The organism is Pseudomonas sp. HMSC067G02, from assembly GCF_001813485.1.
Taxonomy (GTDB): Bacteria; Pseudomonadota; Gammaproteobacteria; order Pseudomonadales; family Pseudomonadaceae; genus Pseudomonas; species Pseudomonas aeruginosa.
The window spans coordinates 251956-274974 of sequence record NZ_KV812666.1 but is presented as its reverse complement, the minus strand read 5'-3'; the positions used below and the strand labels follow the sequence as shown (position 1 = coordinate 274974).

The following is a 23019-nucleotide window of genomic DNA, read 5'->3' as shown; positions in this document are numbered from 1 at the left end:
CCTATGTCCTGGAATAACCGCGTGGTGTGGTCCGAAGGCATGTTCCTGCGGCCACAGCATTTCCAGCAGCACGACCGCTACCTGGAAACCCTGGTGGATGGCCGCTGCCGCTCGCTCCTGGCGGGCGGCTGGGGCTTTTCCGAGCTGAAGCTGGACGATGCCCTGCTGACCCAGGGCAAGCTGGCCATCGCCAGCGCCCGCGGCGTGCTGCCGGATGGCACGCCGTTCAACATCCCCGCCGACGATCCGGCGCCGGCGCCGCTGAATGTCGAGGAAAGCCTGCGTGATGGCATCGTCTACCTCGGCCTGCCGCTGAAGCGCGTCGGCACCCGCGACACGGTAGAGGAGGGCGAGGCCCTCGGCGGCGCCCGCTACGTCAGCCAGGTGCAGGAAGTGCGCGACGACAATGCCGCCTTCGAGAGCCGCGCGCCAGTGGCCCTGGGCAGCCAGGCGTTCCGCCTGCTGACCGAGCGCGACGGCCTCGGCGAATACGCCGCGGTGGGCGTCGCGCGGGTCCGCGAGAAGCGCGCGGACCAGGCCCTGAGCCTGGACGAGGACTACCTGCCGCCGGTACTCGACATTGCCGCCGCGCCGCCCCTGGCGTCCTTCGCCAAGGAGCTGCTGGGCCTGCTCCACCAGCGCGGCGAAGCCCTCGCCGGGCGGGTGGTGGCCTCCAGCGCCGGGGGCGCCTCGGAAATCGCCGACTTCCTGCTGCTGCAACTGGTCAACCGCGCCGAGGCCCTCACCGGTCACCTGTCCCGCGTGCGCCCGCTGCACCCGCAGGAGCTGTACCGCGAACTGGTGGCCCTGGCCGGCGAGTTCTGCACCTTCACCGCCAGCCAGCGGCGTCCCGAGGAGTACCCGGTGTACAACCACGACGACCTGGCCGCCAGCTTCGCCCCGGTGATGCTCGCCCTGCGCCAGGCGCTGGCGACGGTGATCGACGCCAAGGCGATCGCCATCCCGATCGTCGAGAAGGCCTACGGCGTGCACGTCGCGATGCTCAGCGACCGCAGCCTGATCGACAACGCCAGCTTCGTCCTGGTGGTGCGCGCCGACGTCCCCGGCGAGAGCCTGCGCGGGCACTTCCCGCAGCAGGCCAAGGTCGGCTCGGTGGAGCACATCCGCGACCTGGTCAACCTGCAGCTGCCGGGTATCGGCCTGCTGCCGATGCCGGTGGCGCCGCGGCAGATCCCCTACCACGCCGGCTCCACCTATTTCGAACTGGACCGCGGCAGCGCGCATTGGAAGCAGCTGACGCACTCCGGCGGCTTCGCCTTCCACATCGCCGGCCAGTTCCCCGGGCTGAACCTGGCCTTCTGGGCCATTCGAGGATAAGCAACGATGCCTCCCATCGACGATCCCTTCGGCACCCCGGCCGGCGGCGGCAACGGAAGCCCGCCCGACGACCGCACCATGATCATGCCGCGTCCCGGCGGCCGCGCCCCGGAACCGGCCGGCGGCCCCCGCGGCGGCGATCCCTACACGCCGCCGCCGATGGCCAGCCTGGCGCCGCTGAGCGGCCGCGGCGACGGCCTCAACCCGCTGGAGCAGGCCGCCGGCCCACTGCTGGCGATGCTCACCCGCCTGCGCAACACCATCGCCCATCCGGCGCCGGCCAGCCTGCGCGCGCAACTGCTCGGCTACCTGCGCCAGTTCGAGGAGAAGGCACGCCAGGCCGGCGTGGCGCCGGACGAAGTGATGCTGGCGCGCTACGTGCTCTGCACCGCCCTCGACGAAGCGGTGCTCAGCACGCCGTGGGGCAGCACCAGCGACTGGGGCAAGCAGAGCCTGCTGATCACCCTGCACAACGAGGCCTGGGGCGGCGAGAAGGTCTTCCAGTTGCTCGAACACTGCCTGCAGAACCCGCACCAGCGCCTGCACCTGCTGGAGCTGCTGTACCTGTGCACCAGCCTCGGCTTCGAAGGCCGCTACCGGGTCATGCACGACGGCCGCAGCCAACTGGAGGCGCTGCGCGAGCGCACCGCGGCGGTGATCCGCAGCACCCGCGGCGAGTACGAGCACGAACTGTCGCCGCACTGGCGCGGCCTCAGCGTGATGCGCGATCGCCTTTCGCAATACCTGCCGCCGTGGGTCGGTATCGCCATCGGCCTGGCCCTGCTGCTGGCCCTGCTGTTCGGCCTGCGGATGAAGCTGGCCGCCGACGCCGAGCCGGTGTTCAAGCGCATCCACGCCATCGGCGAGATCCCGGTGCAGGCCATCGACCGCCCGGCGGTGCAGCCGCGGGTGATCGAACGGCCACGCCTGGCGCGCTTCCTCGCCGACGACATCAAGGCCCAGCGAGTGGCGGTGGAGGACGCCGTCGACCGCTCGGTGGTGACCATCCGCGGCGACGAGCTGTTCGCCAGCGCCAGCGCCAGCGTGCGCGACGAGTTCCAGCCGCTGCTGCTGCGCATCGCCGACGCCCTGCGCAAGGTCAAGGGCCAGGTGCTGGTCACCGGCCATAGCGACAACCGGCCGATCGCCACGCTGCGCTACCCGTCCAACTGGAAACTGTCCCAGGCCCGCGCCCAGGAGGTCGCCGACCTGCTCGGCGCGACCACCGGCGACGCCGGCCGCTTCACCGCCGAAGGGCGCAGCGACACCGAGCCGGTGGCGAGCAACGCCAGCGCCGAAGGCCGCGCACGCAACCGCCGGGTGGAAATCACCGTATTCGCGGAGGGCGCGCAATGAAAGGCTTCCTCAACTTCTTCGCGCGCTGGGTGGTGCCGGTGCTCGGCCTGCTCGCCCTGAGCCTGATCATCTGGTTCCTCGGCCCGCTGCTGCGCCTGGGCAACTACGAACCGCTGGCCTCGGCGACCAGCCGCTGGGTGCTGATCGTCCTGCTGTTCCTGGTCTGGATCGGCTTCCGCGTGCTGCGCATCGTGCAGGCCCGGCGCAACGCGGCGAAGGTCATGCAGAGTCTCGCCGAGGTCAGCGCGCCGGACGCCGCCAGCGTCGCCACCGCCGAAGAGCTGGCGACCCTCAAGCAACGCATGGACGAGGCCCTGGCCCTGCTCAAGCGGGCCAAGCTGGGCGGCAGCGAGCGGCGCAACCTGTACGAGTTGCCCTGGTACGTGATCATCGGCCCGCCCGGTTCGGGCAAGACCACCGCGCTGATGAATTCCGGCCTGGACTTCCCGCTCGCCGCACAGATGGGCGCCGGGGCGATCCGCGGGGTCGGCGGCACGCGCAACTGCGACTGGTGGTTCACCGACGAAGCGGTGCTGCTGGACACCGCCGGCCGCTATACCACCCAGGACAGCCACGCCCAGGTGGACAAGGCCGCCTGGCTGGGCTTCCTCGACCTGCTCAAGACCCAGCGCAAGCGCCGCCCCATCGATGGCGCGTTCATCGCCATCAGCCTTTCCGACCTGCTGCTGGGCAGCGACGCCGAGCGCGCCGCCCATGCCCAGGCGATCCGCGCACGCATCCAGGAGCTGTACCAGCAGCTCGGGGTGCGCTTCCCGATCTACGTGATGCTGACCAAGTTCGACCTGGTGCCGGGCTTCATGGAGTTCTTCGACAGCCTGAACCGCGAGGAACGCGCGCAGGTCTGGGGGATGACCTTCGCCCTCGACGACGGCAAGAGCGCGGAAGGCCCGCTGGCGGTGTTCGACAGCGAATTCGCCCTGCTCGAACAGCGTCTCACCGCGCGCCTGGTGGAACGCCTGCAGCAGGAGCGCGACCCGGCGCGGCGCGACCTGGTCTACGGCTTCCCGCAGCAATTCGCCGCCCTGCGCGAATGCCTCGGCGAGTTCCTCAACGGCGTGTTCAAGCCCAACCCCTACGAGGAACGCCCGCTGTTGCGCGGCCTGTATTTCACCAGCGGAACCCAGGAAGGCAGTCCGATCGACCGCCTGATCGGCAGCATGGCGCAGTCGATGAACCTCGACCGCCAGCACCTGGCGCGGCAGACCGGAACCGGGCGCAGCTACTTCATCGAGCGGCTGTTCCGCGAAGTGGCGTTCGGCGAACGCGGCCTGGTCGGCACCAACCCGAAGGTCGAGCGCCGCCGCAAGTGGCTGACCATCGGCGCGCTGAGCGCCACCGCGCTGGTGGTGCTGGCGGTGACGGCGGTATGGATCGCCAGCTACCGCGCCAACCAGAGCTACATCGCCGCGGTCGACCAGCGCGTCGACCCGCTGGCGCGCGGCATCGAGTCGCTGAGCCCGGCCCAGCGCGACGTCCTGGCCGTACTGCCACAGCTCAACGCGGTGCAGAATCTCGCCGGCGACGCGCCGAGCTGGGCCGAAGGCTACGGGCTGTACCAGGGCGACATGCTCGGCGAGGAGTCCGCCAGCGTCTACCGCAAGCTGCTGATCGCGGTGTTCGCCCCGCGCCTGGTGACCCGCATCGAGGAACAGTTGCGCTCCGGCGGCAGCAGCGATTTCCTCTACGAGGGCCTGAAGGCCTACCTGATGCTCGGCAGCCCGGACCATTACGACGCCGACTTCATCAAGGCCTGGATCAGCCTCGACTGGGAACGCAACCTGCCGCGCGACCTCTCGCCGGAACAGCGCCAGGCGCTGCACGCGCACCTCGACGCGTTGCTCGAACGACGGCCGCCGTCGGCGCGCCTGGACCAGGACCTGGTCGAGGACCTGCGCCGCCAGTTGCAGCAACTGCCGGTGGCGCAGCGGGTCTACGACCGGGTCAAGCGGCAGAGGCTGCCCAAGGACGTGCCCGACTTCCGCATCAGCGACGCCGCCGGCCGCGACGCACCGCTGGTGTTCGCGCGCAAGAGCGGCAAGCCGCTCACCGACCCGCTCAGCGGCTTCTTCACCTACCGCGGCTATCGCGAGGTGTTCCTCACCGCCAGCCTCAGCCAGGCCGGCACCATCGCCGAGGAACAGTGGGTGCTCGGGCGCGACCTGAACGATGCCGGCGATGCCGCCAACCTGGCCCTCGACGTGCGTCGCCTGTACTTCCAGGACTACCTGCGGCAATGGGACGACCTGCTCGCCGACCTCACCGTGGTGCCGATCACCAACGTCACCCAGGCCGCCGACGTGCTGCGCATTCTCTCCGGGCCGACCTCGCCGTTCCGCAAGCTGCTCGAGGCGGTGGCCCGCGAGACCGACCTGCAGAAGGGCGACCGGCTGGTCGCCGCGCAAGTGAAGAAGGCCGCCGACGGCACCGTGGACAAGCTCAAGCAGCGCCTCGGCTCGCTGGTCGGCCAGGAGGAGGAGGAGGAGGAAGGCGCCCGCGAACAGCCGCAGCAGGCCGACAGCGACCCGATCAGCGCCCACTTCGCCGAACTCAACAGCCTGGTCAGCAAGGGCGAGGGCGGCAACGAGCCGGCGCCGATCGACAGCCTGCTGGAGGACATGAACGCGCTCTACGTACAGGTCAGCGCCATGGCCGGAGCCAGCGGCGACTCGCTGCTCGGCGACGCCAAGAACCAGGTGGCCGCCGCCGCCTCGCGCGTGGCTCTCAGCGCCGAGCGCCAGCCGCCGGTGGTCCAGGGCCTGGTGAAGAACGTGGTCAACTCCACCACCAGCAGCATGATGGGCAGCGTGCGCAACCAGCTCAACGCGGCCTGGATCAGCGACGTGGTCAGCGTCTACCGGCAGTCCCTGGCCGGGCGCTACCCGATCGCCGCCGGCAGCTCGCGCGACGCCACCCTGGAAGACTTCGGCCACTTCTTCGGTGCCGGTGGGGTGATGGACAGCTACTTCCGCCAGTACCTGCAACCCTACGTCGACACCTCCGCCAGCACCTGGCGCTGGCAGCCCGGCGCGGCGCAGAAGCTCGGCATCAACCCCGGCGTGCTGCACACCTTCCAGCGCGCGGCGGCGATCCGCGACGCCTTCTTCCGCTCCGGCGGCATGCAGCCGGCGGTGCGCTTCGAACTCAAGCCGGTGACCATGGACGCGGCGATCAGCCAGTTCATCCTCGACCTCGACGGCCAGCAGCTGACCTACGACCACGGCCCCAGCCGCCCGGTGGCGATGCAGTGGCCGAGCGCCAACGGCCTCGGCGTGGTCCGCCTGACGGTGACGCCGCCGCCCAGCAGCGGCCGTTCCGGCCTGACCCTGGAGGGCCCCTGGGCCTGGTTCCGCCTGCTCGACCAGTCGGACCTGGAACGCGGCAACTCGCCGGACCGCTTCACCCTGCGGCTGCGCATCGACGGCTCCAGCATCGCCTGCGAGCTGCGCGCCAGCAGCGCCTTCAACCCCTTCAAGAGCCGGGTCGTGTCCGGCTTCAGCCTCCCGGAGCGCCTTTGAACAGCGTCGGTTTCTACGGCAAGCTGGCCGGCCGCGGCGATTTCGTCAGCCGCGGCCTGCCGAACACCTTCGTCGAACCCTGGGACGCCTGGCTGGCCAGCGGCATGCGCGCCAGCCAGGACGAACTCGGCGCGGCCTGGCTCGACGCCTACCTGACCAGCCCGCTGTGGCGCTTCGCCATCGCCCCCGGCCTGCTCGGCGGCGAAGCGGTGGCCGGGGTGGTGATGCCGAGCATCGACCGGGTCGGTCGCTATTTCCCGCTGACCGTCGCCTGCCTGCTGCCGGCGAACGCCGACCTCGGCGGGCTGGTCGGCGGCGACGACGGCTGGTTCGAGCAGGTCGAGAGCCTGCTGCTCTCCACCCTCGAACCGGAGGCCGAGGTCGAGGCCTTCGAGCAGGCGGTGGCGCAGCTCCCGGCCCCTCCCTGCGGACCGCGCATCGAACAATCGCTGATCAGCGGCAACCTGCTGCGCAGCGAAGCGGTGACCCCGGCGCAGCGCCTCGCCGCGCTGGCCCAGCATGCCTGCGACGGCGCCAGCCACTGGTGGGGACGCGGCTCGGCACGGATCTCCGCCGGCCTGATGCACTACCAGGGCCTGCCGCCGGCGCCGGCGTTCGGACGATTCCTCACCGGAGAGGGCGAGGTGATCCCGCTCTTTCCCGGCATACCCGGTTAAGGACAACTGATGGTGCCCAACTCAGTCAGCTACTACAGGTCGGCCAGCTACAGCCACGTCGGCATGGTCCGCAAGGTCAACGAAGACGCCAGTCTCGACGCCCCAGAGTCGGGACTCTGGGTGGTCGCCGACGGCATGGGCGGCCACGCCGCCGGCGACTTCGTCAGCAGCCTGATCGTCGATACCCTGCGGCGCATCCCGGCGGCCTCCTCGCTACCGGCCTACGTCGGCGCGTTGCGCACCGGCCTCGCCCAGGTCAACGAGCGGGTTCGCCAGGAGGCCGGCCTGCGTGGCGTCAGCGTGATGGGCAGCACCCTGGTACTGCTCGCCGCGCGCGGCAACCAGGCGAGCTGCCTGTGGGCCGGCGACAGCCGCCTGTACCGCCTGCGCGGCGGCGTGCTGGAAGCCATCTCGCGGGACCACAGCTACGTCCAGGAGCTGCTCGACAACGCATTGATCAGCGAGGAAGAGGCGCGCCACCATCCGCGCGCCAACGTGGTCACCCGCGCGGTCGGCGTGCACGAGCAACTGGAACTGTCGGAAGCCGCGCTGCACGTGCTGCCCGGCGACAGCTTCCTGCTCTGCAGCGACGGCCTCAACAAGACCGCCGACGACAGCGAACTGCGCGACGTGCTCAGCCACAGCGATCCCTATGCGGTGGTCCGCAGCCTGGTCCACCTGGGCCTGACCCGCGGCGCCCCGGACAACATCACGGCCCTGGTGGTCAGGGCCTTCTGAGACGGACATGGACATAGAACTTCCGGGATTCGACATCGAACGCGAGCTGGGCGAAGGCGCCATGGCCACGGTCTACCTGGCCACCCAGCGCTCGCTGCAGCGCAAGGTGGCGCTGAAGGTGATGGCCGCGGCGCTGGCCGCCGACCCGAGCTTCGCCGAACGCTTCCTGCGCGAAGGTCGGACCCTGGCGCGGCTGTCGCACCCGAACACGGTGACCATCCACGACATCGGCAACGTCGGCAGTTGCTACTACATGGCCATGGAATACCTGCCCAACGGCACGCTCAAGGAGCGCATCCAGCAGGGCCTCGATCCCGAGCAGGGCCTGGCCTACGTACGGCAGGTGGCCGCCGCGCTCGGCTACGCGCACTCCCAGGGCCTGGTGCATCGCGACGTGAAGCCGGCCAACATCCTGTTCCGCGCCGACGGCACCGCGGTGCTCTCGGACTTCGGCATCGCCAAGTCGATCGAGGACAATACCCAGTTCACCCAGGTCGGCTTCGCCGTCGGCACCCCCAGCTACATGAGCCCGGAGCAGGCCCGCGGGCAGGAGATCGACGGCCGCGCCGACCTCTACGCGCTGGGCGTGGTGCTCTACGAGATCCTCACCGGCAAGCTGCCCTACAACGGCAAGGACTCGCTCTCCACCGCCCTGGCCCACCTCACCGAGCCGCTGCCGGAACTGCCGATCGAGCAGGGCCGCTACCAGGACATCCTGCGCCAGTTGCTGGCCAAGGACCCGGCCGAGCGCTTCCCCACCGCCGGCGCGTTGATCGCCGCCCTCGACCGCCTGGCGCCGAGCGCCCTGGAAGCCACCCAGATCCGTCCGCTGGCGACGCCGCAGGGCTCGCCGCGAGCGAGCAACCCGCCGCCGGCCGAACCCGCGCCCCTGCCGCCCGCCGACCTCGGCGGCCTGCAACCGGTGTCGATCCAGTTGCCGCCGGTCACGCCCAGCGCCGGCGGCGCCACGCCGCCCCCGCCTCCGCCGTCGCAAGCGGCGAAACCGCCATCGCCCCCGCCGCCTCCGTTGCCGCCGGCGAAGCCACGTGCCGGCGGCAGCCGCACGCCGCTGATCGCCGCCGCTGCGGCCGCCGTGCTCCTGGCGATCGGCGGCGGCGCCTGGTGGCTGCTGGGCTCGGACGACGCGCCGAGCGCTGCCGATCCAGCGCCGCTGGGACAGACGCCGGCGGACAAGCCGCAGCAGCAGACCCCGGTGGCCGATGCCGAACAGGACGGCGGCGAGCGTCCGCTGCTGATGCCGGGCAAGAAGACGCTGTTCCAGCGCGTCCTGACCAAGCCCGGCGCGGCCATCTCCGCCGAGGCTGGCGGCCCGCCCCGGGCCGGCGCGGTGCCGGCCTTCTCGGTGCTCTACGTGTACGCCCGCAAGCAGGTCGGCGGCAGCCCCTGGCTGCGCGTCGGCGCCTCCAGCAACGGCGAGGGCGACGGCTGGCTGCCGGCCAGCGCGGTGAGCGACTGGAAGCAGAGCCTGGTGCTGAAGTTCACCGAACGCTCCGGCCGCGCGCCGGTGATGTTCCTCAACAGCGCCGAGCAGGTCGAACGCCTGCTCGGCGATACCCGCGCGGCGCGCGACACCCTGACCCAGGCGGTGGACCACAAGGGCGATCCGCAGGTGGTCGCGGTCGAGCCCAACGACCGGGCGATCCCCCAGGACCAGTTCTACCTGCTGCCGATCTTCGACTCGAAGGAGAGCTTCGACGCCGACGGCCAGCCGGCGCAGTTGCTGGAGGTCGCCTCGATCGACCCCGGCGGCAGCGCCACGGCACCCCAGGCGCCGGGCCAGGCCGGGCGGGGCGGCGCCAGCGGCGCGGCGAGCGACACCTTCCGCACCGGCATCGTCCTGGTGGTGGACACCTCGGTGTCGATGCAGCCCTACATCGACCGCGTGCGCGAGGTGATCGACGGCCTGCAGCGGCAGATCGGCGAGCGCGGCGACCTGGACAAGGTCAGCTTCGGCCTGGTCGGCTTCCGCAACAACACCGACAAGACCCCCGGCCTGGAATACGTCAGCAAGACCCTGGTGCCGCTGCAACCGGGCAACGACGCGCAGCGCTTCGCCGAGTTGAGCAGCCAGGTGCGCGCCACCGACGTCTCCAGCCACTCGTTCAACGAAGACGCCTTCGCCGGGATCATGCAGGCGGTCGACGAAATGGACTGGTCGCCCTACGCCGGGCGCGTGGTGCTGCTGGTCACCGACGCCGGCGCGCTGCGCAAGAACGACCCGCTCGGGCGCACCCAGATGAACGAGGCCGAGGTCCGCCAGGCGGCGCTGCGCAAGGGCGTGAAGATCTATGCCCTGCACCTGCGCACCCCGGCCGGGAAGAACAACCACGGCTACGCCGAGCAGCAGTACCGCAGCCTCACCGCCGACGCCAACCCGAAGATCGCCGACCTCTACATCCCGGTGGCCGGCGGCGAGGTGAACGCCTTCGGCAACACGGTGAAGGAGATCGGCACGGTGTTCGCCGACCTGGTCCACGACGCCGGCAACCGCAAGCCGCAGGCGCCGCGCTTCGACGCCGCGCCAAGCGTGGCGAGCAAGTCGGCGGCCATCGGCTACGCCATGCAGATGGAATTCCTCGGTCGCCGCGACCCGGTGCGCGCGCCGCAGGTCGTCACCGCCTGGACCGCCGACCGTGACCTGACCAACCCGGCGCTGCCGGCGTTCCAGGTCTGCGTGCTGCTGAGCAAGCTGCAACTCAACGAACTGCAACAGTCGCTGAAACTGATCGTCGACGCGGCCAAGCGCACCCAGACCTCGCCCAAGGACTTCTTCCAGGAAATCGCCAGCGCCAGCGCCTACATGAGCCGCGACCCGGCGCAACTGGTGAAGGGCAGCAACCTGGCGCAGAGCGGCGTGCTCGGCGAATACCTGGAAGGCCTGCCGTACCGCAGCAAGTCGCTGAACATGACCCAGGACCTCTGGCTGTCGCTGAGCGTCGCCGAACAGCAGGACTTCATCGACGAACTGGAGTCGAAGATCCGCCTCTACGAAACCTTCCACAACGACGTCGCCAACTGGGTCCGGTTCGGCGACGCCGACGCCGGCGACGCGCTGTACCGCGTGCCGCTGTCGACGCTGCCATGATCCTGCGCCTGCACGAGGTCGCCCGCAGCCACGGCGCCGGTCGCCAGCGCTACCGCCTGCGGGTGCCGGCGCTGGAATTGCGCGCGGGTCGCCAGCTGGCCATCGTCGGCCCCAGCGGCTGCGGCAAGAGCACCCTGCTCGACCTGCTGGCGCTGGCCCTGGCGCCGGACCCGGGCGGGCGCTTCGAATTCCTCGCCGGGGAACGCCCGCAGGACATCGCCGCGCTCTGGAGCGACGGCCGCCAGGACCGCTTGGCGGCGCTGCGCCGGCAGCACTGCGGCTACGTGCTGCAAAGCGGCGGATTGCTCGAGTTCCTCGATGTGCGGCGCAACATCGGACTGCCCTGCACATTGCTCGGCGCCCCGTCCGCCGAGCGCGTGCAGGCGCTGGCCGAGCGGCTGGAAATCGGCGACCAGCTGGACAAAAAACCGGCGGCGCTGTCGGTCGGCCAGCGCCAGCGGGTCGCCATCGCCCGCGCCCTGGTGCATGCGCCGCGCCTGTTGCTGGCCGACGAGCCGACCGCGGCGCTCGACCCGCTGAACGCCGAACGGGTGATGCGCCTGCTGGTGGAACAGGCCCGCGAGCGCGGCGCCTGCACCGTGGTCGCCACCCACGACGAGCGCCTGGCCCGCGCCGCCGGCCTCGAAGTCCTGGCCATCCGCTGGCAACGCGAGGCCGACGACAGCGTCGGCGCCTGCCTCGAGGACGTCGGCTGATGCGCGCCGGCCTGCTGCTCTCGCTGGCCTGGGCCGACTATCGCGGCGAGGCGCGCCTGTCGCTCTGCGCGATCTTCGCCCTGGCAGCGGTGATCACCCCGCTGCTGGTGCTGTTCGGCCTCAAGTACGGCCTGGTCAGCACCCTCACCGAGCGGCTGGAGCGCGCGCCTTCGGTGCGCGAGATCATTCCGGTCGGCGGCGCCCGCTACCGTGCCGAGGACATCGCCGCCCTGGCCGCACGCGCGGATGTCGCCTTCGCCGTGCCGCGCACCCGGCAGATCGCCGCCACCGCCGACCTCAGCGGCGGCGGCGAGACCGCCCTGAGCGTCGAGATGATTCCCAGCGCCGCCGGCGACCCGCTGCTGGCCGGCCTGCCGCAACCCGACCGGCCGACCCGCGTGGTGCTCAGCCACGGCGCCGCGGAAAAACTCGGCGCCCAGCCTGGCGAGCGCATCGTCGCGCGCATCGGCCGGCGCATGGATGGCCAGGCACAGAGCCAGCGCCTGGAGCTGGAAGTGCTCGCAGTGCTGCCACAGGAGCGTTTCGCCCGCGACGCGCTGTTCGCCCCGCTGGCCCTGCTGGAAGCCGCCGAGGACTATCGCGACGGTCGCGCGGTGGCCGCCTATGGCTGGCCGGGGAAGGCCGGTGAGGCGCCGCGCGCACGCATCTACCCGGGCTTCCGCCTGTACGCCCGCGACCTCGATGCGGTGGAAGGGCTGCGCCGGCACTTCGTCGCGAGTGGCGTGGAAGTCGCCACCCAGGCCGAGGCCATCGCCCAGGTGCGCAGCCTCAGCCGCAACCTCGGCCTGGTGTTCTGGATCGTCGCCGCGCTGGCCATCGGCGGTGCCTTCGCGGCCATCGCCGCCAGCAGCCTGGCCGCCGTCGAACGCAAGCGCCGCGCCCTGGCGGTGCTGCGTCTGCTGGGCTTCCCGACCGCCGCGCTAGTCGGCTTCGTCATGCTCCTGGCGCTGTTCAGCGCCGTCTTCGGCCTGTTCCTCGCCGGGCTGCTGTACGCCGCCACGGCCGGCGCGCTGAACCACCTGTTCGACAACCAGAGCGGCGAGTTCGTCTGCCGCCTGCTGCCCAGCCACTACCTGACGGCGCTGCTCGCCACGCTGCTGTGCAGCGTCCTGGCCGCCGCCAGCGGCGGCTGGCGCGCGGCGCGGATCGAAGCCGCAGAGGGATTACGCGATGTTTGAGAAAGCCATTCTTCCGCTCGCCCTCGGCGCCTGCCTGGCATTTGCCGCGCCGGCCTGGGCCGAAGGCGACTCGCCGGACAATCCCAAGCCGCTGGCCGACGACGTCGCCCTGCCGCTGCCGTGTGGCGGCGAGATGGTCTTCCGGCATGTCTACGTACTCGCCGAAGGCGCCCTCGACGATCGCGAGGTCAACCTCGGCTACGCCTTCAACGAAGGCGAGGCGGGCTACCAGCAGTCGTTCATCTCCGGCTACCGGCGCGACTACGTGAACGGCCAGTTCAGCCTCGCCGACCTGGCACCGGCCTGGCAGCAGAAGCTCTCCGCCAGCCTGCCGAAGCCTGCCGCCGGCACCCCGCTGAAGCCGATGCTGTACTTCATCGGCAAGTACGAGGTGACCGCCCGCCAGTACGCCGCGGTGATGAGCCAGGCGGCCGCGCTCTCCGGCCAGGGCGAGGCGCCGGCCTGCGACGTGCCGGACGGAATGGCCGCGCGGCTGCCCAAGGTCAATCTCTCGCGCTTCGACGCCGAACGCTTCGGCGCGGTGTACAGCGCCTGGCTGCTGAAGAATCACCCGGAACTGCTGCCGGTCAGCGGCCGCGGCAAGAATCCCGAGGACGGCGGCATCGGCTTCGTCCGCCTGCCCACCGAGGTCGAGTGGGAGTTCGCCGCGCGCGGCGGCCAGGCGGTCAGCCGCCAGGAACTGGAAGGCCGGCTGTTCCCGCGCAAGGTCGAGGGCAGCGACCAGGAAGGCCCGCTGGGCGACTGGGCGGTGTACAACCAGGTCGCCGGCGGCACCGGCCAGGCCGCGCGACTGTTGCCGGTAGGGATGAAGCGGCCGAACCCGCTGGGCCTGTTCGACGTGATCGGCAATGCCGCGGAGATGGTCCAGGAGTCCTTCCAACTGGTCCACGCCGGTCGCCGGCAGGGCACATATGGCGGTTTCGTGGTGAAGGGCGGGAACTATCTCGAAGGCGAGATGACTCTATTCACCGGGATGCGCCGCGAATACCCGCTGTTCGCCGCCGACGGCAGCGAACAGCGCAACGAGACCACCGGTTTCCGTGTCGCCATCGGCGCGCTGTCCGCGCCGCGCTCGCGCTATCCCGAGCTGTTCGCCCAATGGCAGAAGGAAGGCCGACTAGCGGCATTGACCGATGCCATCGATGACGCTCAAGATCCCACCAAGCAATTGGACGGAATCATTGCCGCCACCCGCGACCCGCAGATGCAGGCGCAGTTGGCCCAGATAAACGAGGAACTCAAGCGTAACGTTTCGTTGATCGCCCGGCAGCGCGAAGAGGCCGCCGGAAACCTGATACAGTCGGCGGCACTGGTCGCCGAGACGATCAACAACTACAACATACGCCTGACCAACCTCAAGAAGGACAGGGAGAAAGCCGTGGCAGCCAGGGATCAGGCGACCGCCCAGCTCTATGCCGGCGCCATCGCCAACGGGCGCAGCGCCCTCGATGGCGCATTGGCCATCTACATCGACAACCTCGCCACCGGCACCCGTTACACCGACGCGGTGATCCAGGCGCAGTTCCAGCGCATCCAGGAAGAACTCAATCGCAACCCGGTTCTGGGCAAGAGCCTGGTCAAGCGCGCGACCCTGTTCGTCAAACACGTCGGAGATTATCGCCAGCAGCACCGGGCCGAGCCGGAGGCGGTATTGAAGGAATTGCTCGCGTCCAGCGGGCGTTGAAGGAGTTCCGTCCGGCACCTCTCGGCAGCCGGGCGGTTCATCAAACCAGGAGTGAGATGCAATGAGCCAACCCAGCGAAAACCGTTTGATCACCTCGGCGCGCTACGCGCTCTGCCTGTTGACCGCCAGCGGCGTGCTGCTCAGCGGCTGCGCCAGCAGCGGCGTCGGCTCGGTCGCCCAGACCACCCGCGCGGAATACTACCCGTCCTGCTACGAGCCGGTGTCGCACCTGCGCAGCACCGATAACGCGGTGCGCAACTCGGCCATCACCGGCGCCATCACCGGCGGCCTGCTGGGCGGCCTGGCCGGCGGCCTGGCCAGCGACGAGAACCGCGGCCGCAATGCCGCCCTCGCTGCCGCAGGCGGCGCCCTGGCCGGCGGCGCGGCGGGCTACTACATGGAGAAGCAGAAGCAGATCAGCGACGACCGCGCGCGCATCGGCTCCTACGCTACCGACGTCGACCGCAGCACCGTCGAGATCAACCGTAGCGTGGCCTACGCCAAGTCGGCGCAAAGCTGCTACCAGAGCCAGTTCAAGGCCCTGCTCGACGGCCGCAAGAACAAGTCGATCAACGAAGCCGAAGGGCGCAAGCGCCTGGCCGAGATCGTCAGCGGCCTGCAGGAGACCAACGCCCTGCTGGTCGCCGCCAACGGCCGTGCCGGCGAGAACATCAACAACTACACCCAGGCCTACGAGAAAGACCTGCAGCAGGTCGGCGTACCGCGCACCGAAGTGACCAAGGTCGCCGAGGCCGAGAACCGCGCCAGCACTACGAAAGGCGGCAGCAAGCCCAAGACCGGCAGCAATCCCAAGGTGCCGAAGGAAGCGGTCGCCACCGAGCAGACCATCCGCAAGGCCCAGGACGCGCAAAGCGAAGGCAACAAGGTGGCCTCCCGGGGCCAGGGCATGATCCAGGAAGTCTGCAACAGCCCGGACATGGGCGACTGGGCACCGCCGAGCTGCGCCAAGGCCTGATCGGCCTCGTTACCAGCACGAACGCGACGGCGACCTTCGGGTCGCCGTTTCGTTGATGGGCCTGGCGCGCTGACCCGGCCGGCCTGAAGGGCGAGCGTTCGCCGGGACGGCTGCTTCCGACGTTTCCGGCTTCCCCGGCGGCAGCGATTCTTCCCGCAGGGCGGATACCGCCACCGGCACGCTCCGCCGCTACTCCGCCCTATACGAAATGCTGCGCCGCGGGGAAAACGCTAGAACAACGCCATCTGCGCCCCCGGCACGGCGAACCGGCTGCAATCCAGCCCGAAGCCCTCGCGGCGGTCCAGCCCGAGGCGCTTCATCGCCACCGCGAAACGCTGCGCCAGCAGGTCGGCGAACGGTCCCTGGCCGCGAAAGCGGTGGCCGAAGCGGCTGTCGTAGACCTCGCCGCCACGGCATTGGCGGACCAAGCTCATCACATGCTCGGCGCGTTGCGGGTAGTGCGCCGCCAGCCATTCCTCGAACAGCGGGCCGACTTCGCGCGGCAGGCGCAGGAGCATGTACGCGGCGCTGCGCGCGCCGGCGTCCCGCGCCGCCTGGAGCAGGCGCTCCAGCTCCATGTCGTTGACCATCGGGATCATCGGCGAGCAGAGCACGCCCACCGGGATGCCGTTACCGCTGAGCGTGCGGATCGCCCGCAGTCGCGCCGAGGGCGCCGCCGCGCGCGGTTCGAGAATGCGCTTCAGCTCGTCGTCGAGGGTGGTCAGGCTGATCATCACCGCCACCAGGTTCTGCTCCGCCAGTTCGCGCAGCAGGTCGAGGTCGCGAAGGATCAGCGAGCCCTTGGTGACGATGGTCAGCGGGTGACGGAAGCGCAGCAGCACCTCCAGCACCTGGCGGGTCAGGCGGCGTTCGCGTTCCAGCGGCTGGTAGGGGTCGGTATTGGCGCCCAGGTTGATCGGCGCGCAGCGATAGCCGGGCTTGCTCAGTTCCTGCTCCAGCGCGCTGGCGACGTTGCTCTTGGCGATCAACCGGGTCTCGAAATCGATCCCCGGCGAGAGGTCCCAATAGGCATGGCTGGGCCGCGCATAGCAGTAGATGCAGCCATGCTCGCAACCACGGTAGGGATTGATCGAGCGATCGAAAGGGAGGTCCGGCGACTGGTTGCGGGAGATCACCGTGCGGGCGATCTCCTCGCGCACCTCGGTGAGCTGGATCGGCGGCACGTCCTGCTCCCAGCCATCGTCGAAGGCCTCGCTGTGGGTCGGGGCGAAGCGGTTGAGGGGGTTGCTGGCGGTACCGCGACCGCGCGGGGGCAGGGGAGCGCTCATGAGGGGAACCCGGCGAAATACTGTATATGGATACAGTATCGCACCGGGCCCCGGCCCACAGCCATCGCCGCCGGTCGGCGGCGAGCGGTCAGGCGTCGGGCTTCTTCTTCAGCTTGGGATTGGGGAAGAACTGCACCGACTGCACCTTCGGGTTGGCCGGCTTCGGCGCGTTCTGGTTGACCCGCGTACCCAGCTCCTTCGGGATCGACTGGCCCTGGGCGTTGAGCGTGTCGGCGTAGCCGCAGGCCACGCATTCGCGGTGCGGCACGCCGTCCTCTTCCCACATCTGGATCTTGTCCTGTTCGCTGCACGCCGGGCAGACCGCCCCGGCGATGAAGCGCTTCCTGGTGATCGCCGGGCTCATGCGGCCTCCCCGACCAGCCCGGAGTGACGCAGCAGGGCGTCGATGGACGGCTCGCGACCGCGGAAATCGACGAACAACAGCATCGGCTCGCGGGAGCCGCCGCGGGCCAGGATCGCCTCGCGGAAGGCACGCCCGGTATCGGGGTTGAACACGCCTTCTTCCTCGAAACGCGAGAAGGCATCGGCGGACAGCACCTCGGCCCACTTGTAGCTGTAGTAACCGGCCGCGTAGCCGCCGGCGAAGATGTGCGCGAAGCTGTTGGCGAAGCGGTTGTACGCCGGCGGACGCATCACCGCCACTTCGTCGCGGATGCCCTCGAGCACCTGCAGCACGCTACGGCCGTCGCCGTGGGTGGCGTGCAGCTCGAAGTCGAAGAGGGAGAACTCCAGCTGGCGGACCATCATCATCCCGGACTGGAAGTTCTTCGCCGCCAGCATCTTCTCCAGCAGGTCCTGCGGCAGCGCCTCGCCGGTCTCGTAGTGGGCGGAGATCAGCGCCAGGCCTTCCGGCTCCCAGCACCAGTTCTCCATGAACTGGCTGGGCAGCTCGACGGCGTCCCAGGCCACCCCGTTGATCCCGGAGGCGGCGGCATGCTCGACGCGGGTCAGCAGGTGGTGCAGGCCATGGCCGAACTCGTGGAACAGGGTGGTGACCTCGTCGTGGGTCAGCAGCGCCGGCTTGCCGTTCACCGCCGGGGTGAAGTTGCACACCAGGTAGGCCACCGGGTCGATCAGCCGGCCCTGGGCGTCGCGCCGGCGGTCGCGGGCGCCGTCCATCCAGGCACCGCCGCGCTTGTTGGCGCGGGCATAGAGGTCGAAGTAGAAGCGGCCGACGTGCTCGCCGTTCTCGAGGATCTCGAACAGGCGTACGTCGGCGTGCCAGCGTTCGAAATCGTGCAGTTCGCGGATCTGGATGCCGTAGAGGCGCTCGACGATGGCGAACAGGCCGGAAAGCACCTTGTCCACCGGGAAGTAGGCCCGCAGCGCCTCCTGGGACACGCTGTAGCGCGCCTCGCGGAGTTTCTCGGCGTAGTAGCCGGCGTCCCAGCTCTGCAATTCGGCGCAGCCCTGCTCGGCGGCGTAGGCGCGCAGCTGCTCCAGGTCGCGGGCGGCGAACGGCTTGCTGCGCACCGCCAGGTCGCGGAGGAAGCTGAGCACCTGGTCGCTGGACTCGGCCATCTTGGTCGCCAGCGACAGCTCGGCGTAGTTGGCGAAGCCGAGCAGGCCGGCCAGCTCCTGGCGCAGGTCGAGGATCTCTTCCATCACCGGACCGTTGTCGTTCTGCCCGGCGTTCGGGCCCTGGTCGGAGGCGCGGGTGCAGTAGGCGGCGTATACCTCTTCGCGCAGGGCGCGGTCATCGGCATAGGTCATCACCGCGTAGTAGCTGGGGAACTCCAGGCTGATCAGCCAGCCGTCCAGGCCCTTGGCCTCGGCGGCCTGCTTCATCTGGGCCTTGGCCGAATCGGTCAGGCCGGCCAGCGCGGCTTCGTCGGTGACATGCTTGGTCCAGGCCTGGGTGGCGTCGAGCAGCTGGTTGGAGAAACGGCTACCCAGCTCGGACAGGCGCGACTGCACCTCGGCATAGCGCTTCTGCTTGTCCGCCGGCAAGTCGATGCCGGACAGGCGGAAGTCGCGCAGGGCATGTTCGAGGATGGTTTTCTGGGCCACGTCGAAGCCGGCCGCCTCGGGGCTCTTCGCCAGCGCCTCGTAGGCCTCGAACAGGGCGCGGTTCTGCCCCAGCTCGGTGGAGTAGGCCGACAGCTCCGGCAGGCAGGCCTCGTAGGCCTCGCGCAGCTCGGCGCTGTTGCACACCGCGTTGAGGTGGCTGACCGGACTCCAGGCGGCGCCCAGGCGGTCGTTGAGTTCGTCCATCGCCAGCACCAGGCCCTTCCAGGTCGGCTGCTCGCGCTGGGTTTCCAGCAGGCGGGCGATGGCGGCGCGGTTATCGGCGAGGATCCGCTCGATGGCCGGCTTCACGTGTTCCGGGCGAATGGAGGAGAAAGGCGGCAGGTCGTAGGCCTGCAGAAGGGGATTCGCGCTCACGTTGGCAACCTTGGCTAAGGAAATACCCGACCATCTTAAATACAATCGGCGGCATCCGCAGCCTGAGGAAAACTATCGTGACCATTCGTTCCTACCAGGGCAAAACGCCACTGCTCGGCGAGCGGGTCTTCGTCGATCCCTCGGCCGTGCTCGTCGGCGACATCGAGATCGGCGCCGACAGCTCGGTCTGGCCGCTGGTGGTGATCCGCGGCGACATGCACCGCATCCGCATCGGCCAGCGCAGCAGCATCCAGGACGGCAGCGTGCTGCACATCACCCACGCCGGCCCCTTCAACCCGGACGGTTTTCCGCTGAGCATCGGCGACGAAGTGACCGTCGGGCACAAGGTCCTGCTGCACGGTTGCAGCATCGGCAACCGGGTGCTGGTGGGGATGGGCTCGATCGTCATGGACGGCGCGGTGATCGAGGACGAAGTGATCCTCGGCGCCGGCAGCCTGGTGCCGCCGGGCAAGGTGCTGGAGAGCGGCTTCCTCTACGTCGGCAGCCCGGCGAAGAAGGCCCGTCCGCTGAGCGACAAGGAGCGCGGCTTCTTCGCCTACACCGCCGGCAACTACGTGAAGCTCAAGGACCTGCACATCGCCGAGGACTACCATGCGTGACGCCGCGCTGCACTACCCGAACATCCTCTTCGATCTCGACGGCACCCTCACCGACCCGCGCGAGGGCATCACCCGCTCGGTGCAGTTCGCCCTCGCCCGCCTGGGCATCGACGAGCCGGACCTGGCGCGCCTGGAACACTTCATCGGCCCCCCGCTGTTGCAGTGCTTCATGCAGACCTACGGCTTCGACGAAGCGCGCGCCTGGGAGGCGGTGAACCACTACCGCGAGCGCTTCAGGGTCACCGGTCTCTACGAGAACCGCGTGTTCGACGGCATTCCCGAGCTGCTCGAAGCCCTGGTCGGACGCGGCCACACGCTCTACGTCGCGACCAGCAAGCCCGGCGTGTTCGCCCGCGAGATCGCCCGCCACTTCGCCTTCGACCGTCACTTCAAGGCGATCTACGGCAGCGAGCTGGACGGCACGCGCACGCACAAGGACGAACTGATCCGCCATCTGCTCGACAGCGAAGGCCTGGCAGCGGAGCATTGCCTGATGATCGGCGACCGCATGCACGACCTGCTCGGCGCCAGCCGCAACGGTGTCGCCTGCATCGGCGTCGGCTACGGCTTCGGCAGCGAAGACGAACTGCGCGCGCACCAGCCGACCCATTACTGCGCCGACCTCGCCGCCCTGCGGCAGGTGTTGGAATCCCACTGACCCATGCTCCGTTTCAGACAAGGACGCCTGACATGACCGACAATCCCTTCGCCACCCCCACCGCCCCGGTGCAGCCGCCGGCCAGAGAGGTGCCCGCCACCACCCAGCCCTATGCGTTCATCGCGGTGCTGGCGCTGGTCACCTGCCTGTCCTTCGCCGTGAGCCTGGGCATCCAGTGGTACAACGACATCGGCGAGATCCGCCAGCGTTTCTCCGAGCACCTGCAACTGATGGCGCCGCACTGGTTCACCGGCCTGGTGTTCTACGCGGCGGCCAACCTGCTGGTGCTGCATGCCTACCGCGAGAAGCGGCAGCTCGTCGAGTTCCGCCCGCTGGCGCTGCTGCTGATCGGCTACGGCCTACTCAACCTGGTCTGCGGCATGCTCGCCGGGATCGGCCTGGCACCGCTGACGCTGCCGTTCTACCAGTGGGTGACGGCGCAATCCAGCTACGGCGTCTGGCTGATGGCGTTCAACGAAGCGATGAGCTGGGTCTACCTGCTCCTGGGCAGCCTGCTGCCGTTGGGGCTGGTGCTGCTCGGCAGCCGGGTGAACTCGCCGCGCCTGGCCGAAGGGGAAGAAGCCCGCGTCGCTGCCTGGCAGGTCGCCCTGGGCGCCGCGCTGTGTTTCGCCACGCTGTGTTTCAAGCTGATGCAGTTCCTTCCCTACGCCCTGCTGCGCTACGACGAGCCTTGGCTATACGGCCTGTACCTGAGCGGCGTGGCGTTGCCCGCGGCGCTGCTCTTCGGCGCCGTCTGCACGCGCCTGCCGGCGCGCCTGCAGCGCTTCGCCGCCGGTCGCGCGCTGCTGCTCGCGGTGGTCGCCATGCTGCTCTGGAGCGTGGCGCTGCTGGCGGTCGGCGGGGGGCTGGCGCTGCTGATGATCCTCGGCCTGGCGCCCGCTGGCATCGGCTATACGCTGCTGGTGGCGCTGCTCGGCGTCGGCCTGTTGGCGCTGCTCTGGCCGATCGGCCGGCTGGCCACGCGCTGGTGCTACGCCGACCAGCTCGCCGCCTGAGCAGGCGTCAGGGCGCTGCGACGGCCAGCCGCTGCAACGCCGCCTGGCGCTCTGCCAGGGGGAGCTGGCCAAGGGCACGGACCCGCGCATAGAACGCCGGCCAGTTGCCGCCGACCTGGCGGAACAGCGCGGCGAACGCCGCCACCCATTGGTCGTAGAGGCCGAAGGGAAGCAGCTTGGCATTGTTGAACGGCGCGTCGATCCAGGCCTTGAACGGCGACTCGCCACCCCATTCGCGCTGGCTCAGCGCCGCATATTCGCGGCGCAGGCGCTGGAATTCGGCAGCCTTGCCGGCACGCTTGGCGGCATCGTCCAACGGCCCGGCATAGAGTGCTTCCAGGCGCGCACGACTGGCCAGGACCAGCGCGGTGAACTGCTCGCGGCGCTTCTCCTCGCGGCCGTCCGCCGGCGGCAGTCCACGATACTCGCGCCACTGGCGGGTGCCTTCCTGTTCGACGAAGGTGGCGAAGGATTCGTTGAAGGCGGTGTCGTCGCGCAGGTAGAACTTCTGGTGCGCCAGTTCGTGGAAGATCAAGGTCGCCAGCCGTTCGTCGTCCCAGCGCAGCATGCTGCTGAGGATCGGATCGTCGAACCAGCCGAGGGTCGAGTAGGCCTGCACCCCGCCGACGTAGACGTCGTCGCCGAGCGCCCGCTGGCGCGCCGCCTCGGCGCGCGCGGCGGCCTCGCTGTAGTAGCCGCGGTAGGCCACGCAGCCGGCGATGGGGAAGCAATGGGTGACCGGCTGCAGCGACAGCTCCGGGGTGGCGAACACGTTCCATACCACGTAGGGCCGGCCGATATCGGCGTACAGGCGATAGCTGCGGTTGTCCGGCAGGCCGAGGCGTTCGCTGGCGAATTGCCGGGCCTTTTCCGCCTTCGCCAGGCGTTCGCGCAAGCGCGCGTCGCGCTGCGGGTCGGCGATCACCGCGGCGGCCGGCTCGCGGGCGCGCAGCAGGGCGAACTGGCCGCTGGCCAGTTGCCCGTAGTAGGAGACGGTCGAGCAACCGCTCAGCGCCAACAGCGCCAGGCAGGGAACCCAACGGGGCAGTCGAAGGTCAGCAAGCGGATGGCGAAGGCGGCGTGGCATGGGCGGAACATAGCACAGCACGCGGACCGCCCGCCGCCCTACCAGCACCGGTCCGCGATCCGGCGAGGCGGAGGAACGCAAGGCGTTTTTCCAAGGCGCGACGGATGGCGGCCGGGTTAAAGGAGCTTCGGAGTCTTCTATGCGTACGCTGCTGCTTGCCGGTGGCCTGCTCGTCCTGAGCGGCTGCTCACTGCTGATGCCCACCCCCGACCCGAACCGCGCCTGGGTCGACCTCGATACCCAGCCCGACGCCGATCTCGCCGCCGTGGAAGTCGACGACAAGAGCTGGGACCGCACGCGCTACTTCGAGGTCGATCCCGGCACCCGCGAACTCACGGTGCGCTACCAGTTCACCGTCGACCCGACCAACATCGGCCCCGTGGACAGCCCGCTCTGGCGCGATTGCCAGCTCAACCTCAAGTTCAAGGACTTCAGCGCCGGCCAGCGCTACCGCCTGGAGGCCGGGCACATCGGCTTCCGTCCCTGGGCGAAGCTCTACGACCAGGACAACAGGGAACTGGCGCGCGGCCGCGAGGGGCGCTGCGCGAAGGTCTGAACGGCGCAAGGCGAGGGCGCTATGCTAGGAGCTGAACGCC

At 69.7% G+C, this 23019-nt stretch carries 18 protein-coding genes; 14 read left to right on the top strand and 4 right to left on the bottom strand.

The features are described from left to right. The first annotated feature begins 3 nt into the window (after nt 1-3). From tssK to tagQ, 10 genes are all read left to right on the top strand, one after another. A complete protein-coding gene (gene tssK, locus HMPREF2914_RS13530; RefSeq protein WP_019485614.1) occupies nt 4-1338 on the top strand; it encodes a type VI secretion system baseplate subunit TssK in 1335 nt (444 codons plus the stop codon). A gap of 6 nt (nt 1339-1344) precedes the next feature. Further along, nucleotides 1345-2694 (top strand): DotU family type VI secretion system protein, encoded by a 1350-nt coding sequence (locus HMPREF2914_RS13525; protein ID WP_003118500.1) that lies wholly within the window; start codon nt 1345-1347, stop codon nt 2692-2694. After that, nucleotides 2691-6230: a type VI secretion system membrane subunit TssM gene (gene tssM, locus HMPREF2914_RS13520; protein WP_023092244.1), complete on the top strand. Its 3540-nt coding sequence runs from the start codon at nt 2691-2693 to the stop codon at nt 6228-6230. Before HMPREF2914_RS13525 ends, tssM begins: the two co-directional genes overlap by 4 nt. Beyond that, nucleotides 6227-6907: a type VI secretion system-associated protein TagF gene (gene tagF / locus HMPREF2914_RS13515; RefSeq protein ID WP_023092243.1), complete on the top strand. Its 681-nt coding sequence runs from the start codon at nt 6227-6229 to the stop codon at nt 6905-6907. Before tssM ends, tagF begins: the two co-directional genes overlap by 4 nt. 9 nt (nt 6908-6916) lie before the next feature. Then, nucleotides 6917-7645, top strand: a complete 729-nt coding sequence (pppA, locus tag HMPREF2914_RS13510; protein WP_003083639.1) for a serine/threonine phosphatase PppA — start codon at nt 6917-6919, stop codon at nt 7643-7645. Between the two features lie 7 nt (nt 7646-7652). Next, nucleotides 7653-10751, top strand: a complete 3099-nt coding sequence (gene ppkA, locus HMPREF2914_RS13505) for a serine/threonine protein kinase PpkA (protein WP_023092242.1) — start codon at nt 7653-7655, stop codon at nt 10749-10751. Continuing rightward, a complete protein-coding gene (gene tagT, locus HMPREF2914_RS13500) occupies nt 10748-11467 on the top strand; it encodes a type IV secretion associated ABC transporter ATP-binding protein TagT (RefSeq protein ID WP_023092241.1) in 720 nt (239 codons plus the stop codon). Before ppkA ends, tagT begins: the two co-directional genes overlap by 4 nt. Then, nucleotides 11467-12666 carry a type IV secretion associated ABC transporter permease TagS gene (gene tagS, locus HMPREF2914_RS13495; protein WP_003128189.1) on the top strand — a complete coding sequence of 400 codons (1200 nt, stop codon included), beginning with the start codon at nt 11467-11469 and terminating at the stop codon, nt 12664-12666. The genes tagT and tagS overlap by 1 nt, the downstream gene beginning before the upstream one ends. Beyond that, nucleotides 12659-14371 (top strand): type VI secretion system-associated regulator TagR, encoded by a 1713-nt coding sequence (gene tagR, locus HMPREF2914_RS13490; protein ID WP_003106615.1) that lies wholly within the window; start codon nt 12659-12661, stop codon nt 14369-14371. The genes tagS and tagR overlap by 8 nt, the downstream gene beginning before the upstream one ends. 61 nt (nt 14372-14432) lie before the next feature. After that, nucleotides 14433-15347 carry a type VI secretion system-associated lipoprotein TagQ gene (tagQ, locus tag HMPREF2914_RS13485; protein WP_003083630.1) on the top strand — a complete coding sequence of 305 codons (915 nt, stop codon included), beginning with the start codon at nt 14433-14435 and terminating at the stop codon, nt 15345-15347. Nucleotides 15348-15577: 230 nt separating this feature from the next. On the opposite strand, the gene HMPREF2914_RS13480 is transcribed toward tagQ, so the two are convergent. The 3 genes from HMPREF2914_RS13480 to prlC form a co-directional block, all read right to left on the bottom strand. Beyond that, a complete protein-coding gene (locus tag HMPREF2914_RS13480; RefSeq protein ID WP_003083628.1) occupies nt 15578-16636 on the bottom strand; it encodes a PA0069 family radical SAM protein in 1059 nt (352 codons plus the stop codon). An 88-nt stretch (nt 16637-16724) separates the two neighbouring features. Then, nucleotides 16725-17000 (bottom strand): YheV family putative zinc ribbon protein, encoded by a 276-nt coding sequence (locus HMPREF2914_RS13475; RefSeq protein WP_003083624.1) that lies wholly within the window; start codon nt 16998-17000, stop codon nt 16725-16727. Next, a complete protein-coding gene (gene prlC, locus HMPREF2914_RS13470) occupies nt 16997-19042 on the bottom strand; it encodes an oligopeptidase A (RefSeq protein WP_016852309.1) in 2046 nt (681 codons plus the stop codon). Before prlC ends, HMPREF2914_RS13475 begins: the two co-directional genes overlap by 4 nt. Before the next feature lie 77 nt (nt 19043-19119). Here prlC and HMPREF2914_RS13465 point away from each other — a divergent pair, with 77 nt between their 5' ends. Genes HMPREF2914_RS13465 through HMPREF2914_RS13455 form a run of 3 tightly spaced genes read left to right on the top strand, consistent with a single transcriptional unit; the run spans nt 19120 to nt 21336 of the window. Continuing rightward, nucleotides 19120-19662: a gamma carbonic anhydrase family protein gene (locus HMPREF2914_RS13465; protein WP_003083618.1), complete on the top strand. Its 543-nt coding sequence runs from the start codon at nt 19120-19122 to the stop codon at nt 19660-19662. Next, nucleotides 19655-20320: an HAD family hydrolase gene (locus tag HMPREF2914_RS13460; RefSeq protein ID WP_003111507.1), complete on the top strand. Its 666-nt coding sequence runs from the start codon at nt 19655-19657 to the stop codon at nt 20318-20320. The genes HMPREF2914_RS13465 and HMPREF2914_RS13460 overlap by 8 nt, the downstream gene beginning before the upstream one ends. Before the next feature lie 32 nt (nt 20321-20352). Then, complete coding sequence (locus HMPREF2914_RS13455; RefSeq protein ID WP_003114660.1) at nt 20353-21336, top strand: hypothetical protein; 984 nt, start codon at nt 20353-20355, stop codon at nt 21334-21336. Between the two features lie 7 nt (nt 21337-21343). Here the strand turns inward: HMPREF2914_RS13455 and HMPREF2914_RS13450 are convergent, their stop codons facing one another. Next, on the bottom strand, nt 21344-22471 hold the full coding sequence (locus HMPREF2914_RS13450; protein ID WP_023092240.1) for an aminopeptidase: 1128 nt from the start codon (nt 22469-22471) through the stop codon (nt 21344-21346). Between the two features lie 91 nt (nt 22472-22562). On the opposite strand from HMPREF2914_RS13450, the gene HMPREF2914_RS13445 reads away from it, so the two are divergent. Next, the gene (locus tag HMPREF2914_RS13445) at nt 22563-22979 is read left to right on the top strand and encodes a PA0061/PA0062 family lipoprotein (protein ID WP_003083614.1); all 417 of its coding nucleotides are present in this window, start codon (nt 22563-22565) and stop codon (nt 22977-22979) included. Nucleotides 22980-23019: the final 40 nt, after the last annotated feature.

Bases quoted from the DNA above. Each gene is read 5' to 3' on its own strand.
- tssK (WP_019485614.1), top strand. From the start codon at position 4: ATGTCCTGGAATAACCGCGTGGTGTGGTCCGAAGGCATGTTCCTGCGG.
- HMPREF2914_RS13525 (WP_003118500.1), top strand. From the start codon at position 1,345: ATGCCTCCCATCGACGATCCCTTCGGCACCCCGGCCGGCGGCGGCAAC.
- tssM (WP_023092244.1), top strand. From the start codon at position 2,691: ATGAAAGGCTTCCTCAACTTCTTCGCGCGCTGGGTGGTGCCGGTGCTC.
- pppA (WP_003083639.1), top strand. From the start codon at position 6,917: ATGGTGCCCAACTCAGTCAGCTACTACAGGTCGGCCAGCTACAGCCAC.
- ppkA (WP_023092242.1), top strand. From the start codon at position 7,653: ATGGACATAGAACTTCCGGGATTCGACATCGAACGCGAGCTGGGCGAA.
- tagT (WP_023092241.1), top strand. From the start codon at position 10,748: ATGATCCTGCGCCTGCACGAGGTCGCCCGCAGCCACGGCGCCGGTCGC.
- tagS (WP_003128189.1), top strand. From the start codon at position 11,467: ATGCGCGCCGGCCTGCTGCTCTCGCTGGCCTGGGCCGACTATCGCGGC.
- tagR (WP_003106615.1), top strand. From the start codon at position 12,659: ATGTTTGAGAAAGCCATTCTTCCGCTCGCCCTCGGCGCCTGCCTGGCA.
- tagQ (WP_003083630.1), top strand. From the start codon at position 14,433: ATGAGCCAACCCAGCGAAAACCGTTTGATCACCTCGGCGCGCTACGCG.
- HMPREF2914_RS13480 (WP_003083628.1), bottom strand. From the start codon at position 16,636: ATGAGCGCTCCCCTGCCCCCGCGCGGTCGCGGTACCGCCAGCAACCCC.
- HMPREF2914_RS13475 (WP_003083624.1), bottom strand. From the start codon at position 17,000: ATGAGCCCGGCGATCACCAGGAAGCGCTTCATCGCCGGGGCGGTCTGC.
- HMPREF2914_RS13460 (WP_003111507.1), top strand. From the start codon at position 19,655: ATGCGTGACGCCGCGCTGCACTACCCGAACATCCTCTTCGATCTCGAC.
- HMPREF2914_RS13455 (WP_003114660.1), top strand. From the start codon at position 20,353: ATGACCGACAATCCCTTCGCCACCCCCACCGCCCCGGTGCAGCCGCCG.
- HMPREF2914_RS13445 (WP_003083614.1), top strand. From the start codon at position 22,563: ATGCGTACGCTGCTGCTTGCCGGTGGCCTGCTCGTCCTGAGCGGCTGC.